Raw genomic sequence first — 17,252 nt, 5'->3', positions numbered from 1 at the left:
GTATGTATGTCAACGGCTAAAAAAACTGTAAAAGTGGCTAGCCTAATAATGATAATAACTCTACTGAGTAAAGTATTTGGATTTTTGAGAGATATGGCTTTAGCTTCCCAATTTGGTACATCTGTTTCCATGGATGCATATAATATGGCGACTGTCATACCTATGATACTTTTTGCGGCGGTAACTGCTTCAATAGCTACTACTGTTGTGCCAATATTTACCAAATATTTACAAAAAGAGGGAAAGCAAAAGGCTTTTGATTTTATAAATAACCTTTTAGGTGTGGTATTAATTTCGACTGTAATTTTAACTTTCTTAGGTTTCATATTTGCACCTTATATAGTAAAATTTGTAGCGCCAGCTTTTACAGGGGAAAAATTTGAGTTGACAGTAAAACTTACCACTATATTATTACCTACAATGGTGCTCATTGCTGCATCTAATATTTTCACTGGTGCTCTTCAGTCAATGGAACATTTCACTGTTCCTTCTATGATTGGTATACCTTACAATATTATTGTAATAACAGTAGCAATTTTATATGGGGGCAAATTTGGAATTACGATAGTAGCTTATTCTATAATTATTGGTACTTTTATACAAGCATTAATGCAGTTACCTGTTTTATACAAATTAGGTTACAGAATCAAGTTTAGAGTGGATTTTAAAGATGAGGGAGTAAAAAGAGTTATTTTATTGGCAATGCCTGTACTTATGGGGACAGGGATACAGACTATAAATGTTTATGTGGATAGAGTAATAGCTTCTTTTTTGCCTGATGGGAGTATTGCAGCATTGAATTATGCCAATAGGCTTAACATGTTTGCATTGGGCATTTTTTCAACAGCAATTGCAACTGTTATATACCCTGTTTTATCGAAACATTCAGTAGCTGACGACAAAGAAGGCTTTCTAAAGAGTTTAAATTTTGCGGTAAGTGGTATTTTATACGTGTTAATACCTGTATCAGTTGGTGCAATGGTACTCCGAGTGCCTATAATAAAAGTATTATTTGAAAGAGGAGCTTTTGATGAGAGGTCGACATATCTTACCTCAATCGCCCTTTTTTATTTTGCCATAGGAATGACTGCGTATGGCCTTAGAGATGTCTTAAGCAGAAGTTTTTACTCTATGAAAGATACAAAAACTCCTATGATAAATGGTGCCATGGCTGTATTACTAAATATTGCACTTAATTTAATTTTGGTTAGATATTTAAAATTAGGTGGACTTGCACTTTCTACTTCTATTGCAGCCATATTTGCTACTTTTCTTTTATTTACTTCTTTAAAAAGAAAACTTGGGAAAATAGGCGGAAAATACATGTTTATGAGTTTTATAAGAGCAATGTTGGCAGCAATTGTAATGGGGGTGATAGTGCATTTTATGTATAATAATTTAATTGTTAAGATGCCGTCAGATAAAAGAATTTATGAGGTTATAATCATGTTTATAACTATATTAGTGGGAGTTATAATTTACTCCACTATTGTATTGGTTACTGATAAGTCTGCTTTTTCTTATTTCAAAAAAGGCATAAAATTTCTAAATTCTAAACTTGTAAGAAATTAATTTTATAAATGAGGTGGTATTGTATGAAATCAAAAGTATATTTTTACAATCTGAGAGCAAACAAAGCTAGTAGCAGTTTATCCTCCAAGGTAGAAAGAATTTTTGATGTAGCGGGTTTTAAAAATATTATTAATAAAAATGAATTAGTTGCTATAAAAATTCACTTTGGAGAAAAGGGAAACAACGCCTACATAAACCCTATATATGTAAGAAAAGTGGTTGACAAAATTAAAAGTTATGGGGGGAAGCCTTTTTTAACAGATACAAATACTCTTTACAAAGGCAGTCGTTCAAATGCAGTTGACCATTTGGTGACAGCGATTGAAAATGGTTTTGCATATGCTGTTGTGAACGCACCAATAATAATTGCTGACGGTATTTTAAGTAAAGACTCTGTAGAAGTAAAAATTGATAAAAAGCATTTTGACACTGTAAAAATTGCTTCCAATATTTTCTTTGCAAACTCAATGATTGTGATGTCACATTTTAAAGGTCATGAATTGGCTGGCTTTGGAGGAGCTATCAAAAACTTAGCTATGGGGTGTGCACCTGCAGCAGGAAAACAACAGCAGCATTCAACAGTTCAGCCTGTTGTAGGAAAGGGATGCACAGCATGTCAAATGTGCATCAGGAATTGCCCTGTAAATGCGATATCTTTGGTCAATGGTTCAGCTTATATTGACCCTTCTATATGTATAGGGTGTGGAGAATGCGTCTCTATTTGTCAATATGGAGTCATAAAACCTCAATGGGGAACTGATATGGATGCTTTTGTAGAGAGAATGACGGAATATGCTTATGGCGCTTATTCTACAAAAAAAGGCAAAATTGCATTTATAAATTTTGTTATGAATGTTACACCACTTTGCGATTGTACGCCTTGGAGTGATGCGCCGATTGTCCCTGACATAGGAATATTGGCTTCCTTTGACCCTGTTGCCATAGATCAGGCAAGCTATGACCTTGTAAATCAGCAATTTGGTCACAAAGGCACAGCTTTAGAAGAAGCGGGATATGGCATGAATCCTGGAGAAGACAAATTTAAAGCTTTGCACCCTGAAACAAAAGGAGAAATACAATTAAAATATGGCGAAGAAATTGGCTTGGGTACAAGAGATTATGAACTTGTTGAACTAAAATAGCAGGTTAATCCTGCTATTTTTTTTAAAATTTTTAATGATTTTTGGTAACGTTTGTAGTAATATAATAATTAGGAGAAATTAACGGGAGATAAAGGAGAGAAATTTAATGGAAAAGTATTTTGTTATAATCCCCATAATTGCTGTGATAACAGTGGTATTGCTTTTTTTAGTGCAAATAGCTTTTATCAGATGGACAGACAAAATTTTTGGAATCAAAGATGATAAAAAAAATAACAAAGATAAAAGAGAAAAAAATAATTAACATGGTATAAAAGGGAGCTGATATTTTGGAAGTAGGTTTTAAAAGAAATGAAGTAAAAGGAGTAGTTTTTTATACAATACCATCTTTTGAAAAGACAGGACTTGTCAAACACCTTTTTACTACTAAAATTGGCGGTGTAAGCAAAGGCAAATACGCTTCCTTAAATTTAAGCTTAAAAAGATATGACACTAAAAAGGAAGTCTATGAAAATTTTAAAATAATATGTGATATTGGCGGCTTTTCATATGAAGATATGGTCTTTTCAGACCAAGTTCATGGTGATGTTGTAAAAAAGGTGACTTACGAAGATAAAGGCAAAAACTTTGGTGGAAGTGATATCTCTGGTGTAGATGCCCTTATGACTAATGAAAGAGGCATTCCTCTTGTTACATTTTATGCCGACTGTGTGCCTTTGTTTTTCTTAGACCCTGTCAAAAAAGTTATTGCCCTTGCACACGCAGGATGGAGAGGCACATTAGCCTACATTGGGCCTAAAACGGTTAATGCCATGAAAGAAGAATACGGTTCAAATCCCAAAGATATACTTGTAGGGATAGGTCCTTCTATATACAAATGCTGCTATGAAGTAGGTGATGATGTTGCGAATAAAATTAAAGGTGTTATTGATGAGTGGGAAAAAGTTCTTGTGAAAAAGGCGGAGGGCAAATGGATGCTGGATTTACAGTTTACCAACTACATTGAACTTATAAATACTGGCATACCAGATGAAAACATTACAGTAAGCCAAATGTGCACACATTGCAATAGTGAATTTTATTCCTATAGAAGGGACAAAGGCATGACAGGCAGTATGGCAGCTTTTATGGAACTTAAGTAGTTTTTCTTTTATGATATTTGTTCTAATATATAAGTTAAAGAAATGGTTATTTATGTTTTTTGCATATTGACTATTTCTATATTGGATAATATAATCAAATTAGATAACATGTAGAATAGGCATAGTAAAAGAGGTGATAAAAATGAGAGTAAGCGCTACAGAATTCAAAACAAGAGTCGGTAAATATTTAGAATTAGTTGATAAAGAAGAAATTATTATAACGAAAAATGGCCGTGAAGTTGCGAAACTTATTCCAGCAAAAAAAGAAGGTACACCAAATGCAGATTTTTTGTATGGAATTTTATCTAACTATCCTGACAAAAATATAACGGCTGAGCAAATACGGGAAGAAAGAATAAGAAATAAATACAATTAAAGGGGAGGTAAGATTACCCGTTAAATAACAATATGGGTATAATAAGTTAAATGATGAAAGTGTTAATTGATACTAACGTTATTCTTGATGTTTTATTGAAAAGAACTCCCTTTGATGTAGATGCTTATAACATATTAAAATTAGCGGAAGAAAAAAAGATAAATGCTTATTTAGCTGCTTTTTCAATTACAGATATATATTATTTCATAAATAAAAACCTTTCTCACAATGAAAGTATAAAAGCATTAGAAGCTTTGTTAAGTATAGTAGAAGTAGTGAGTATAACAAAACATGATATAAAGAAAGCAATGAATTTTAAGGAGTTTAGAGATTTAAAAGATGCTTTACAAATGCAATGTTTGAAAAAGTTAAAGGGTGATTTGATTATTACAAGAGATGAGTAATTCCAAAAAATAACTAATAAAGCAATATCACCAAAAGATTTTTTATCCAATGAGGGCTTAAATTAAAAACTAATACAAATGCTACCATACTTTTTATGTCATAAGACCTATTAAGGTCTTTTTTATTTTATCTAAAAACTTTTGTTCACAACTTATGCAATTTACTAAATATTCCGCTACAATTCCTGCCATATTTATGGTATATTTTTTGCATAATATACATTGAAGGGAGGCTTGTGACCATGATTGATAGAATTTTTGAAATTATACAAAAAGAGGATAAAAAGAATCCTTTAACAGATGACCAAATAGCCGCAATTCTCAATATTAAAAGAGAAGATGTGACACAATTTAGACTGAAAAATAATATTCCCGACTCAAGAGAAAGAAGAAAACCCTATCTTTTAGAAGCTGCAAAAAAAATAATTTCAAAGGACCCAAATATTTCAGATAGAAATTTGACAAAACAATTAAATAATTTAGGATATAATATTTCTCGTTTTGTAGCTACACAAATAAAAAAGGAAATTTTAAAAGATAAAATTGCAGATAATTTAGTGCAACAAAGTACTATTAAAAACGATAATGTAAATTTTGAAACTCCTAAAACAGCTAAAAGCTTACTCTCATTTAAAGAGATTATTGGAAGCGAAGGAAGCCTTAAAGTGCAGATAAGCCTAGCAAAAGCTGCAGTACTTTATCCTCCTCATGGACTTCATACTTTAATAGTAGGGCCATCAGGATCTGGGAAAAGCCAGTTGGCTGAAGCAATGTACAACTATGCCATAGAGTCTGGAAGATTTAATGAAAATGCGCCTTTTGTAGTTTTTAACTGTGCTGATTATGCGGATAATCCACAACTACTCATGGCGCAACTTTTTGGTTTTGTAAAAGGTGCTTTCACAGGAGCTGATACTGCAAAAGCGGGATTGGTAGAAAAAGCTGATGGTGGAATTTTGTTTTTGGACGAAGTCCACAGGCTTCCAAGTGAAGGACAAGAGATACTCTTTTATTTGTTGGACAAAGGAAAATTCAGACGATTAGGGGAAACAGAAAGTACTAGAGAGGCACAAATTATGCTTATTGCTGCTACTACTGAAAATCCTGAATCTTCGCTATTACTTACTTTTAGGAGAAGAATTCCTATGGTAATAGAACTTCCTTCTCTTTCAGAAAGACCTCCCCAAGAAAGATATGAAATTATACATCACTTTTTCTCAAAAGAATCTTTTAGAATTAATAAATCAATTATTGTGAAAAAAGAGGCAGTAAGAGCTCTTATGCTTTATGACTGTCCGGGGAATATAGGGCAGCTAAGGAGCGATATTCAAGTTGCTTGTGCGAGGAGCTTTTTAAATTCATTAGGAAGTAAGAGTTCTTCATTGACAATAGACCTTTCAGATTTACCTAACCACGTAAAAATGGGGATAATCAGAGTAAACAAAAGAGATCCTGAAATAGAAAGGTATTCAAAAGAAGACATTGTGGTGTACCCTGACAAGGAAATTAAGTTATATCCGAAAGAAGATAGATATATGCTGCCTGATGAAATATATCAATTTATAGAAGAAAGGTTTATTGACTTAAAAAGGCAAGGACTTGCAAGAGAGGAGATAGATAAAATTCTCGGGAAAGAGATAGAAGCGGAGTTGAAGAAATTTGCTGTAAATGTAAGATCTAGTGTAACAATTTCAAAAAAAGAATTGACAAACATAGTAGGAGAAAAAATTATAAATGCTGTTGAAAAAGCATACGAGATTGCTAAAAAAAGTTTTAAAAACTTAGAGGATAATCTCTTTTATTCCCTTGCTATACACTTAAGTGCTGCTTATGAAAGAATATTAAGCGGCAAACCAATAATTAATCCTCAACTTGAAAACATAGTGAAAGAATATCCTGTTGAGTATTCTATTGCTAAAATTATGGCAAAACAAATTAACAAAGAATTAAAAATACAGCTGCCTGATGAAGAAGTGGGCTTTATTGCTATGTATCTAAGGACATTCTCAGGGGACAAAGAAATAACTAAAGGCAGAGTGGGCGTAGTTGTGCTTACGCACGGCCATGTTGCAAGTGGCATGGCAGAGGTGGCAAATAAACTCTTAGGGGTAAATCATGCAGTCGGTATAGATATGGCCCTTGATGAAAGTCCAGAATCTGTTCTTGAGAGGACAATTGAAGTAGTAAAAAGAATAGACGAAGGCAAAGGCTGCATTATTTTGGTTGACATGGGTTCATTAATTACTTTTGGTGAAATTATAACCAAAAGGACAGGGATACCTACAAGAGTGGTAGGAAGAGTAGATACTGTTATGGTATTGGAAGCTGTCAGAAGAGCTATTATACCGGATACTAATTTAGATGAGATAGCAGATGCGTTAGATGTAGATAAAACATATATAGGAAGAGTTGAAGGTATAAAGAGTAAAGATAAGCTTCCAAAAGCAATTGTAACTGTATGTATTACAGGAGAGGGAACAGCGTTAAAAATAAAGAAATATATTGAAGATGTCTTACCACAACTAAAAGATGATTACAAAATAATACCTGTTGGAATGCTTAGGCAGGAAGATATTGAAAAAGAAATTTCGAAAATAAGAGAAGAAAATGAAGTGGTAGCTTTTGTTGGTACAATAAATCCCGGCATAAAAAGTATACCTTTTATATCTGTTGAAGATATTTTACATGGCACAGGGATTGAAAAGCTTAAAAAAATTGTCAATTTAGAAAAAGAAAATCCTTTAGAGGAAATAATACATGAAGACCTTATTTTGTATGATTCAGAGTTTTTATTAAAAACAGATGTTATTGATAAGTTAGTGGAGATATTGCAAGAAAAAGGCTATGTAGATGAAAGATTTTTACTAAGTGTATACAAAAGGGAATCTATGGGGGCGACTTTTTTAAAAGGAGGGATTGCTATACCTCATGGTTACCCAGAACATGTCATAAAACCTGCCATTGCAATTGCTAAATTAAAGACACCAATTTATTGGGAGGAAGAATTTGAAGTCGATTTAGTTTTTATGATAGCGTTGAAAGAAGATTCGAAAGAATATATGTCTTATTTATATAAATTTATAGCAAATGATAAGATTATAGAAAACTTAAAAACAGCTAAAAGTTCCACAGAAATTAAAAATATAATTTTGAAAAGTACAATTTCAACCAAATAATTGGCATGGTACTTGCAAAAGAAAGCAATAGAAAAGGTTTATCAAGGACCTTATTTTCGGTTCTTTGATAATAAAAAAATTACAGAAGGGGGGTATTGGAAAAACAAAAGAGCATTATAATTTTCAAAGTAAAGGGAAACTATTTTTTAGGGAGGAGGTTAAAAGGTAAAGATGGAAGGGTTAAAAGGTATAGTCCAACAAATTTTAAATTATGGTCCTGCGATGATGATGCCCATAATTTTGTTTGTGCTTGCACTTATTTTTAGACAATCTGTAGGTAAAAGTGCAAGAGCAGCTTTGGTAGTAGGTGTTGCATTTATAGGTATTAATGCTGTTTTGGGAGCAGTGTTTGGAGCTGTGGGACCAACTGTTGGTGCTATTGCTAAAGGTTTTGGACTTAGTTTAAAAGGGCTTGATGTTGGCTGGCCATTAACAGCAGCAATCACATGGGGTGTTGCAATATCTGCCGCGATAATTCCAATTGCTTTTGTAGTAAATATCATTTTGTTACTATTGAACTGGACAAAAACATTTGATGCGGATGTATGGAACTATTGGCATTGGGCTTTTTCTGCGGTGATGGTGTATATGTGGACAAAGAACATTTGGCTTGCCTATCTTGTAGCTATTATTGTAGAAATAATTATATTAAAATTGGCAGATTGGACAGCTCCTTTGGCTCAGCGTTACTTCAACATTCCAGGAACTTCACTTCCTCATACAGAAACTGTTAACTGGGCTCCTGTTAATTTGGCATTAGAAAAATTGATTTTTTCTCGTATACGTTCTTTAGAAAACATAAAGGCAGATCCAGAAGGATTGGTGAAAAAATTTGGTGTCTTTGGTGAACCCATAATGCTTGGTTTCTATGTGGGTGTGTTGCTTGGTATTTTAGGAAGACAATCAGCGGTAGATGTTTTTAAGACAGGGATTTATTTATCGGCATTGATGCTTTTACAAGGGCGAATGATTGGAATTTTAATGGAAGGGCTCTTACCTATTGCAAATGGAATATCTGAATATTTTGCCCGCTCTACCCGATTCCAAAATCGAGAGATTTATATAGGTATAGATGCAGGTCCTATTGGATTAGCTAATCCTACCTCCATTTTTGTAGGTTATTTAATGTTACCTTTAGTAATTTTGTTTGCCTTCATACCAGGTAATAAGATTCTGCCATTAGCAGATCTAGCGATTATTCCAATTTTTGTAATGTGGGCAGCGGCTGCTTCACGAGGTAATGTAATAAAAACTTTTTTAAATGGCCTTGTGAGTGTGATTTTAGTAATGTATATTACTAATGCTTTTGCTGTACCTTTAACAGATGCTGCTAAAGCAATAAATTATGCTATCCCTGCTGGGGTAGTGTTAGTATCTTCTTTGGATGCGGGCGGACATATCTTACCATTTATAATTATACTGCCTATTGTAGCTTTTGCTTCAGGGCAACCGGCTATGGCAACAGTACCTATAATTATTGGGGTCTTGTATTTCCTAGCATGGTATTATGCTAAAGATCAACCTGCTAAAATTGTTCAAAAGATGGAATCAGATGCAGAAGCAGATGTAAGAGCTAATTAATGATGAAGTTAAGGCACTGGAAATAGAAAATATTTAAGAGAGACCCGAGAATAATCCCTCGGGTCTCTCGCAAAAGAAAGGTTGAGGAAAATGGAAGTGAAAGAAAGGCAACTAAGGGAACAACTTTGTGAGATTATGAATCGACTTTATATGAGAGGTTTGGTATCTAGTGTAGGAGGAAATAGCAGTGTTATTTGTCGTGAAGAATCTTATGTTCTTATAACACCTTCTGGATTAGATAAAATGAATATAACTCCTGAAGATATAGTAAAAGTCAATCTAGAAGGTAAAGTTTTAGATAAGGGAATACCTTCTAGTGAAACTATAAATCACTTAAATGTTTATAAAGCTCGCGAAGATATTAATGCATTAGTTCATGCGCATCCGCCAACTGCAGTGGGTATGATTTCTGCAGGTTTTTTACCTGAGGGTGTAACTCCAGAATATGTCGTTATGATTGGTAAATTAGCAGTAGTAGATTTTGCGACTCCAGGTGTTGATTCCATTGAAAAATTAGTAGAAGGTTTGAAACATAGCAATATCGTTTTGTTGAAAAATCATGGAGTATTTAGTGTGGGGCAAAATTTGTTTGAAGCATTTGCGCGTATTGAAGTATTGGAAGAAGCTGCAAAGATGGTTTTTGCCGGTAAATTATTTGGAGGTATGCCTGAACTCACTGAACTTCAAAGACAAGATGTAATAGAAAAATATGTAAGGGAAAAATAAGGAGGGATATGAGAATGAGTAAAAAATACCTTATATATGTAGCTTGTGGTTCTGCGGCAGCTTCTGCAAATTTGGTAAAAGATAGATTGACAGATCTTTTAAAGAAAAAAGGCATAGAAGCTGAACTTAAGACTATGAGAGTGTCAGAGGTGCCAAACACCGTGAAAGTAAAAAAACCTGATTTGGTAGTTATTACAGCAGGTAATTTCTCAAAAGGTGCTTTACCTCCAGATTTACCAGTTTTAAGTGGATTACCTTTAATGACGATGATAGGGGTAGATAAATTTATGCAGGAGGTCGAACAAGCTCTTAGTAAGGTAGGTGACTAATATGGATGTTTTAATATTTACAGAAGAAGTTGAAGGTAATAGGGAAGAAGTATTGTCGCACATAGCAGAAATATTATTAGAAAAAGGATTTGTAAAAAAAGGCTATAAAGAATCTTTATTAGAGCGCGAAAAGTATTTTCCTACAGGATTGTATGTTGATGAGGAATTAAAAGTGGCTATTCCTCATACGGAGGTAAATTTCGCTAATAAAAATGTGTTAGTAGTGGTCAAACCTTTAAATTCTGTTCATTTTTACAGAATGGATAAACCCGATGTAGAGATAGAAGTAGATATTATATTTGCCCTTGTGATAAAAGATTCGCATGAATATCTGAAATTTTTAAGCAAACTTACAGAAAATTTAACTAATGAAGAATTTGTAAAATTAATAAAGACAGGGAATTTAGAAAACATATCGGCTTATATCAAAAATTTTATTTCAGTGTAACCTTACTTAAGCTTTAAAGAAAATTAACAAATTTTATTTGGAGAGTGGTATTGTGGGCCGGTACTTTGTAGTTGTTTTCTATTCTCCCTGGTTTCGTAATGAGGGTTTAAAAGGGGTTAGGAGGGTTTTTTCAGAAAAATTAGGTTACCGTTTTTTAAATGATACAGAAAAAGGATGTTGGTGGGAAAAAGGAAGTAAAATGGCTACATTTATTGGATTAGTAAATTGGAAATTTCTTTATAGGCGTGTTTTTGTGGAACAAATAGCTCAAGATAAAGTTAAATTTACTTATTATTTTTCTTGGCTTACAAATGTAGGAGTTTTAATGTCAGCAGCTCGTGAAGAATTAGGATATTTGCAAAGAGTCTTTCAAGCAGAAAAGATGGAAGTTGAAAGACTACGTTAACTGAAAGAAGGATAGACAAAGAATTAAAAACTGTATGAAATTAGCAGATATTCAACAAAGGATATCTGCTACAATTTTAAAAATAGGGGAGTTTTGTATGATTTTTATTGGTATAGATATTGGTACACAAGGGATAAAGACGATAGCTGTGACAGAAAAGGGAGAAAAAATTTCTTTTATTAATAAAAAGCTAACAGAGATTTCAAATTTAAAAGAAGGGTGGAAAGAACAAAACCCTCTAGAATGGGAAGAAACATTGAAAATATCTTTGAAAGAGATATCAAAAGATATAATAAGACAAGGATATAAATTGTCAGAGATTAGGGCTATTTCTGTAGATGGTACCTCTGGAACAATATTAGCTATTGATAGAGAAAATACTCCTCTCATGAATGCCATAATGTACAATGATTCAAGAGCAACAGGAGAAGCAGAAAAAATTAAAGAAATTGCTATGAAATTTTCTAAAAAAGTTGGATATACTTTTAATTCTTCTTTCACTTTGCCTAAGATATTATGGATAAAAAATAATTTACCAGACATTTATTCTAAAACAACAAAATTTGTTCACCAGACGGATTTTATTATCGGAATTTTAACAGGTATTTATAATATAACTGATCATTCTAACGCTTTGAAAACAGGATTTGATTTAGTAGATTATAAATGGCCTGAGTTCATATATAAAGATTTACAGATCGATATAAAGAAACTTCCTGATGTTGTTAAACCAGGAAGTAAAATTTCAACTTTATCAAAAGAAATTGCTGAAGAAACTGGTCTTTTAAAAAATACTATAGTAGTAGCTGGTATGACAGATGGATGTGCTGGACAAATAGCTTCTGGTGCTGTAAAAGAAGGGGAATGGAATTCTATCCTAGGTACTACTTTAGTTATTAAAGGAATTACCAAAGATTTAATTATAGATCCGAAAGGTAGAGTTTATTCACACCTTCATCCAGAGGGTTTATGGATGCCAGGAGGGGCTAGTAATACTGGTGGGGAATGTTTAGAAAAGGTATTTCCAAGTATTGATTTTCAAAGATGGAATCAAGAAGCGGAAAAATACTTGCCTAGTAGTTTGGTTATATATCCATTGGTTAGAAAAGGAGAAAGATTTCCTTTTATTGATTCTGATGCTGAAGGTTTTATTCGAGGTTACTATCAAAACGAGTATGAACTTTATCTTGGTTATTTGGAAGGTGTAGGATTAATTGAAAGGTTATGTTATAACGTAGTGGGAAGTTTAGGAGCGTCAATTAATGAGAAAATTTTTGTCACTGGAGGAGCAGCAAAAAGTGAACTATGGCTAAAAATAAGAGCTAGTATTTTGAATAAAAAATTAGTTGTACCGGAAATTAGTGAACCTTCTATGGGAAGTGCTATAATAGCAGCTTCTAAGACTTTTTATAATGATATTTTTGATGCAGCATCAAATATGGTTAGATTAAAAAAGATAGTAGAACCAGAAAGTAAATTGGTAAAAGTGTACGATGAAAAATATCATGAATTTATTCGCTTAATGAAAGAAAAGGGTTATATTTTAGAGGAGTGAATTTTTATGAGTATTTTTAAAGCTTGCGATATCAGAGGTATTTATAAAGAAGACCTTGATGAAGAAAAAACTTTTGAAATTGGTAGGGCTTTTGGCACAATGATTGAGGGAAAAGACGTAGTTGTAGGGGGAGACGTAAGGTTAAGTACTCCTTCTTTAAAGAAAAAGATAATAGAAGGTTTAATTTTAAGTGGAAGTAAAGTAATTGATATAGGGACACTACCTACTCCTGCTTTTTACTTTGCAAAGCGGCATTTAAATACCTATGGAGGAGTAATGGTGACAGCTTCTCATAATCCTTCAAAATATAATGGATTTAAAATAATTTTTGGGGATTTACCTGTGCGGGAAGAAGATATAGAGGATCTTGAAAAATTGACAAAAATAAAGAAATATAGAGATGGTAAAGGAGAATTAATAACTAAACCGATGCTTGAAGAATATGAAAAGTATATATTAAGATTTTTTCATCCTATTACAAAGAGATTAAAAGTTGTCATTGATGCAGGAAATGGAGTTTGTGGACCTACAGCAATTAAACTTTTTACAAATTTAGGATACGATGTAGAGCCTCTTTTTTGTGAGATGGATGGTAATTTTCCTCATCGGGAACCTAATCCTGCAATAGAAGAAAATCTAAAATATCTAAAGAAAAAAGTTGTTGAGTCAAATGCAGATTTTGGTGTTGCTTTTGATGGAGATGGAGATAGAGTAGCGTTTGTAGATGAAGAAGGGAGAGTTTTATCTAGTGAAAAAGGGATTATAATTTTTGCAAAGTATTTATTTAAAAAAGATGGGGCAGGTAAAATTGTTTACGATCATAAATGTTCAACTGTTGTAGAAAAAGAAATAACAAAATTAGGAGGAACAGCTATAAGAGAAAAATCTGGGCATGCTTTTATAAAGCGAAATTTTCTTATTCAAAATGCTATAATGGCAGGAGAAATTAGTGGTCACTACTTTTTTAGAGAATTAGGAGGAGATGATGGAATTTATGCAGCCTTGTTAATGGGTGAGATTATTGATAAAAAAAACAAAAAGTTATCAGAGTTAGCAAACCAAATTCCTGATTACTATATAACTCCTGATATTAGAATTCCTTATCCTTATGAAGATAAAGAAGAACTTTTAAATAGCGTAAAAGAAAAGTTTAAAGAATACCCTATTGATACATTAGATGGAGTAAGAGTGATATTTCCTAATGGATGGGGATTAATTAGGATATCTGTTACAGAGCCAGTAATTACCATGAGATTTGAGGGAGACACGAATGAGGATTTAAGAAAAATAAAAGATATATTTTCTGATGCTATACCTGAATTAAAAGATTGGATCAGGTAAAATCAAAAATAGGTAAAAAAGAGCTTTAATTTTCCCTCCTCTGCTTTGAAGGGCAAATAAAACAGGGGAGGATATTTTATATTAGCTTAACTTTCCTATAAAAATTTTTACTTTTCTGTGGTATACTTTTTATAAATACAGTATGGAGGTGTGCGATAGTTTACTAATTCGCCTTAAAGGGGAGACCATCCTTGACAAACAAAGAGAGGGTTTTTAATTTAATAAAGGATTTGTCAAAAGATATAAATATTAAAGAAAAGAAGGGATTGACTGCTCAAGAAATTGCCAAAAAATTGAATTTAAAGAGAAACGTCGCAAGCCATTTATTAAATGAACTTTATAAAGAAGGCAAAATAATAAAAATAAACACAAGGCCAGTCTATTTTTTAGACAAAGAAGTTTATGAAAAGAAAGCAAAAGAATTCAAAGAAACGACTAAAACCTTGGATTCAACTGTAAAGGTTTCAAACGATGACCCTTTTACAAAGCTTATAGGATATAACGGCAGTCTTAAAACACAAGTGAAATTATGTAAATCAGCGGCTTCTTATCCTCCCAATGGACTACCTATTTTGCTAATTGGAAATACAGGAGTAGGTAAAAGCTATATTGCGCAGCTTATTTACGAATATGCTAAATCTATTGGTGCTATAGATGAAAATGCTCCTTATGTAATATTTAATTGTGCTGAATATGCCAATAATCCTGAACTACTTTCCGCAAACCTTTTTGGCTATGTGAAAGGAGCATTTACAGGGGCGGATAGAGATAAGCCGGGCCTTTTAGAGGAAGCAGACGGCGGGTATTTATTTTTAGATGAAGTTCACAGACTGCCGCCAGAAGGGCAGGAAAAACTGTTTCTATTTTTGGACAAAGGCATATTTAGAAGACTTGGTGAGACAGGCAATTGGAGGACAGCAAAAGTAAGGTTTATCTTTGCCACAACTGAAGACCCTGAGCAAACTCTTACAAAGACTTTTTTAAGAAGGATACCATTAGTTGTAAACATTCCATCTCTCTATGATAGGCCTTTACATGAAAGGTTACAACTTATCTATAACTTTTACAAAAATGAGGCCAAAAATCTGGGAATGGATATTTTAATAAGCAAACAAGTCCTTAATGTACTTCTTAAAACCAAAATTTCTGGCAACATTGGCAAACTTATAAATGTCATAAAATACAGCTGTGCTCAAGCCTATAACCATGTCATAAGAGAGAAAACAAATATATTGCGAATCCATCTATATGACCTACCAAGAGAAATGCAGGCCGATTTAGATATAATAAAAAGTAATTTTCATTTTAACGGAATGTTAATTTCTCATAATAGAAAAGATGAAGATTTGATATGGGACAAAGAAGACAATAAAGATGTATATGAAGTAGTAAGCAAAATATTTGTGCTATTTGAGAAATATAGTAGTAGGGAAATAAATGCTGACAGTTTTAAAAAAGATGCTTTGATTTATTTAAATGAGTTTACAGATAAAATAATTTTTAAAAACGACAATACCTATATAGATTCAATAGTTTTCAATGCTATTAAAAATGTAATAGAAAATGTGTTAAATATAATACAAAATATGTACGGAATTAAATATTATGGTAATTCAGTTTTAGTGTTGACTCATTTTATTAATTATTTATTAAGCGATGTAACTTACGAGAAGTATTCTGAAAATATAACAATGGTATTAAGAGTGTTAAAAAATGTTTTCCCAAAAGAATTTATAGTAGCTAACAAAATGGTAGAACTTATTGAAGTTAACCTGGACGTCAAGCTCAACCAAATAGCTGTAATTTATTTTACACTTTATATTAAAAGCTTAAATAAAAGTGACAATACAAATCTCATAAATTCTATAATAATAGCCCATGGTTATTCAACTGCCAGTAGCATAGCTAGTGTCGCCAATAGGCTTTTGGGACAGTTTGTTTTTGAAGCTTTTGATATGCCAATTGAGATGTCGACACAAGAGATTATGCTAAAAGTTCAAGATTATTTAAAAAATATAGATACCTCCAAAGGGATTATTATATTAGTAGACATGGGTTCTTTAGAGGAGATATACAAGTCTTTAACTGACATTGTAGATGGAGACATAGCAATTATTAATAATATTACTACTCAATTGGCTTTAGACGTTGGGAATAGAATATTGCAAAATCAACCTTTAGAGCAAATTGTAACAGAGGCCATACAGAAAAATAGCAGCAGTTATAGATTCATCAAATTTCAAAAAAATAGAGAAAATGCCATTCTAACAACTTGCGTAACAGGAATCGGTACAGCAGTGAAAATAAAAGACCTTTTAAAAGAATGTTTTACAAATGAAGATATTGAGATTATTCCATATGACTACAGTAGGCTAAAAGGGAATGGAATAAAAGATGAGATATTCAAAAATTTTAATGTTAAACTAATCATTGGAACAGCAGACCCTGGAATAAAAGAGATACCCTATTTGTCTTTAGAAGATTTAATTGCTGGCAAAGGAGATGTCTTGTTAAGTAAAATATTAAGAGGTATTGTCGACGATGAAACTATACAGCAAATCAATCAAACGATAGTCCGACTTTTTTCTTTACAAAATGTATTACATCACTTGACTATATTAAACCCTGATAAAATAATTGATCAAGTGGAAAAAGCTATTTTGGACTTAGAAAGATTTATTGGAGTTAGATTTTCCAATGATTTGAAAATTAGTTTGTATATACATGTCAGTGTAATGATTGAAAGGCTAGTGATGAAAGAACCAATAACCTCTTACAGTAATTTAGAAGAATTTGAACAGTGTCATAGACAGTTCATAGATTTTGTTAAATCATCTTTTAGTGTCATAGAGGAAACTTATAAAGTGGATATACCGACGACGGAAATAGGGTTTATATATGACTTGATAAAGGACAGAATAGAAGGATTAAATATTTAAATAATGGTAAATAATAAAAGCATGCTAAATAGTTAGTACACTATTTGGCATGCTTTTTGCGTTATATTCATAGTAAACAACTAAAATTTTAAGTAACATAGTATAAATAAAAAAATTTTATAAAAGTTGCATAAAATTATTTCAAAGAAGGTGTATA

14 protein-coding genes and 1 pseudogene are annotated in these 17,252 nt (G+C 32.4%); all 15 read left to right on the top strand.

Translation table 11 applies throughout. The features are described 5' to 3' along the window. Positions 1-6 precede the first annotated feature (6 nt). The 15 genes and pseudogenes from murJ (at position 7) to THYS13_RS09050 (ending at position 17,095) form a co-directional block, all read left to right on the top strand. Positions 7-1,572 (top strand): murein biosynthesis integral membrane protein MurJ, encoded by a 1,566-nt coding sequence (gene murJ / locus THYS13_RS09115; RefSeq protein WP_042834242.1) that lies wholly within the window; start codon positions 7-9, stop codon positions 1,570-1,572. A 23-nt stretch (positions 1,573-1,595) separates the two neighbouring features. Continuing rightward, on the top strand, positions 1,596-2,714 hold the full coding sequence (locus THYS13_RS09110) for a DUF362 domain-containing protein (protein WP_042834241.1): 1,119 nt from the start codon (positions 1,596-1,598) through the stop codon (positions 2,712-2,714). A 106-nt stretch (positions 2,715-2,820) separates the two neighbouring features. Further along, complete coding sequence (locus THYS13_RS14415; protein WP_201035677.1) at positions 2,821-2,976, top strand: hypothetical protein; 156 nt, start codon at positions 2,821-2,823, stop codon at positions 2,974-2,976. 25 nt (positions 2,977-3,001) lie between these two features. Continuing rightward, on the top strand, positions 3,002-3,814 hold the full coding sequence (gene pgeF, locus THYS13_RS09105; protein ID WP_042834240.1) for a peptidoglycan editing factor PgeF: 813 nt from the start codon (positions 3,002-3,004) through the stop codon (positions 3,812-3,814). A 142-nt stretch (positions 3,815-3,956) separates the two neighbouring features. Continuing rightward, complete coding sequence (locus THYS13_RS09100) at positions 3,957-4,190, top strand: type II toxin-antitoxin system Phd/YefM family antitoxin (RefSeq protein WP_042834239.1); 234 nt, start codon at positions 3,957-3,959, stop codon at positions 4,188-4,190. 53 nt (positions 4,191-4,243) lie between these two features. Next, positions 4,244-4,660 (top strand): annotated as a pseudogene (locus THYS13_RS09095) (type II toxin-antitoxin system VapC family toxin). Positions 4,661-4,836: 176 nt separating this feature from the next. After that, on the top strand, positions 4,837-7,770 hold the full coding sequence (locus tag THYS13_RS09090; protein WP_042834238.1) for a sigma 54-interacting transcriptional regulator: 2,934 nt from the start codon (positions 4,837-4,839) through the stop codon (positions 7,768-7,770). A gap of 171 nt (positions 7,771-7,941) precedes the next feature. Further along, complete coding sequence (locus tag THYS13_RS09085) at positions 7,942-9,351, top strand: PTS galactitol transporter subunit IIC (RefSeq protein ID WP_042834237.1); 1,410 nt, start codon at positions 7,942-7,944, stop codon at positions 9,349-9,351. Between the two features lie 96 nt (positions 9,352-9,447). Further along, complete coding sequence (locus tag THYS13_RS09080) at positions 9,448-10,077, top strand: class II aldolase/adducin family protein (RefSeq protein ID WP_161485937.1); 630 nt, start codon at positions 9,448-9,450, stop codon at positions 10,075-10,077. Positions 10,078-10,091: 14 nt separating this feature from the next. After that, entirely contained in the window at positions 10,092-10,406 is a 315-nt protein-coding gene (locus THYS13_RS09075; protein WP_052210513.1) for a hypothetical protein, read from the top strand. A gap of 1 nt (position 10,407) precedes the next feature. Beyond that, entirely contained in the window at positions 10,408-10,854 is a 447-nt protein-coding gene (locus THYS13_RS09070; RefSeq protein ID WP_052210512.1) for a PTS sugar transporter subunit IIA, read from the top strand. Between the two features lie 52 nt (positions 10,855-10,906). Beyond that, the gene (locus tag THYS13_RS09065; RefSeq protein ID WP_042834235.1) at positions 10,907-11,260 is read left to right on the top strand and encodes a hypothetical protein; all 354 of its coding nucleotides are present in this window, start codon (positions 10,907-10,909) and stop codon (positions 11,258-11,260) included. 97 nt (positions 11,261-11,357) lie between these two features. Continuing rightward, on the top strand, positions 11,358-12,815 hold the full coding sequence (locus tag THYS13_RS09060) for an FGGY-family carbohydrate kinase (protein WP_042834234.1): 1,458 nt from the start codon (positions 11,358-11,360) through the stop codon (positions 12,813-12,815). Positions 12,816-12,821: 6 nt separating this feature from the next. After that, positions 12,822-14,156 (top strand): phosphomannomutase/phosphoglucomutase, encoded by a 1,335-nt coding sequence (locus tag THYS13_RS09055; RefSeq protein ID WP_042834233.1) that lies wholly within the window; start codon positions 12,822-12,824, stop codon positions 14,154-14,156. Positions 14,157-14,347: 191 nt separating this feature from the next. Next, the gene (locus THYS13_RS09050) at positions 14,348-17,095 is read left to right on the top strand and encodes a sigma 54-interacting transcriptional regulator (RefSeq protein WP_042834231.1); all 2,748 of its coding nucleotides are present in this window, start codon (positions 14,348-14,350) and stop codon (positions 17,093-17,095) included. Positions 17,096-17,252: the final 157 nt, after the last annotated feature.

Origin of the sequence: Thermoanaerobacter sp. YS13 (genome assembly GCF_000806225.2) — a bacterium.
In the GTDB taxonomy this organism is placed as follows: domain Bacteria; phylum Bacillota; class Thermoanaerobacteria; order Thermoanaerobacterales; family Thermoanaerobacteraceae; genus Thermoanaerobacter; species Thermoanaerobacter uzonensis.
The sequence above is the reverse complement of the archived record's forward strand: the minus strand, read 5'-3'. Positions and strand labels throughout refer to the sequence as shown.

Excerpts from the sequence above, each read along its gene's own strand:
- THYS13_RS09070 (WP_052210512.1), top strand. The coding sequence starts at position 10,408 with ATGGATGTTTTAATATTTACAGAAGAAGTTGAAGGTAATAGGGAAGAA.
- THYS13_RS09055 (WP_042834233.1), top strand. The coding sequence starts at position 12,822 with ATGAGTATTTTTAAAGCTTGCGATATCAGAGGTATTTATAAAGAAGAC.
- THYS13_RS09075 (WP_052210513.1), top strand. The coding sequence starts at position 10,092 with ATGAGTAAAAAATACCTTATATATGTAGCTTGTGGTTCTGCGGCAGCT.
- THYS13_RS09085 (WP_042834237.1), top strand. The coding sequence starts at position 7,942 with ATGGAAGGGTTAAAAGGTATAGTCCAACAAATTTTAAATTATGGTCCT.
- THYS13_RS09090 (WP_042834238.1), top strand. The coding sequence starts at position 4,837 with ATGATTGATAGAATTTTTGAAATTATACAAAAAGAGGATAAAAAGAAT.
- THYS13_RS09110 (WP_042834241.1), top strand. The coding sequence starts at position 1,596 with ATGAAATCAAAAGTATATTTTTACAATCTGAGAGCAAACAAAGCTAGT.
- THYS13_RS14415 (WP_201035677.1), top strand. The coding sequence starts at position 2,821 with ATGGAAAAGTATTTTGTTATAATCCCCATAATTGCTGTGATAACAGTG.
- THYS13_RS09060 (WP_042834234.1), top strand. The coding sequence starts at position 11,358 with ATGATTTTTATTGGTATAGATATTGGTACACAAGGGATAAAGACGATA.
- murJ (WP_042834242.1), top strand. The coding sequence starts at position 7 with ATGTCAACGGCTAAAAAAACTGTAAAAGTGGCTAGCCTAATAATGATA.
- THYS13_RS09100 (WP_042834239.1), top strand. The coding sequence starts at position 3,957 with ATGAGAGTAAGCGCTACAGAATTCAAAACAAGAGTCGGTAAATATTTA.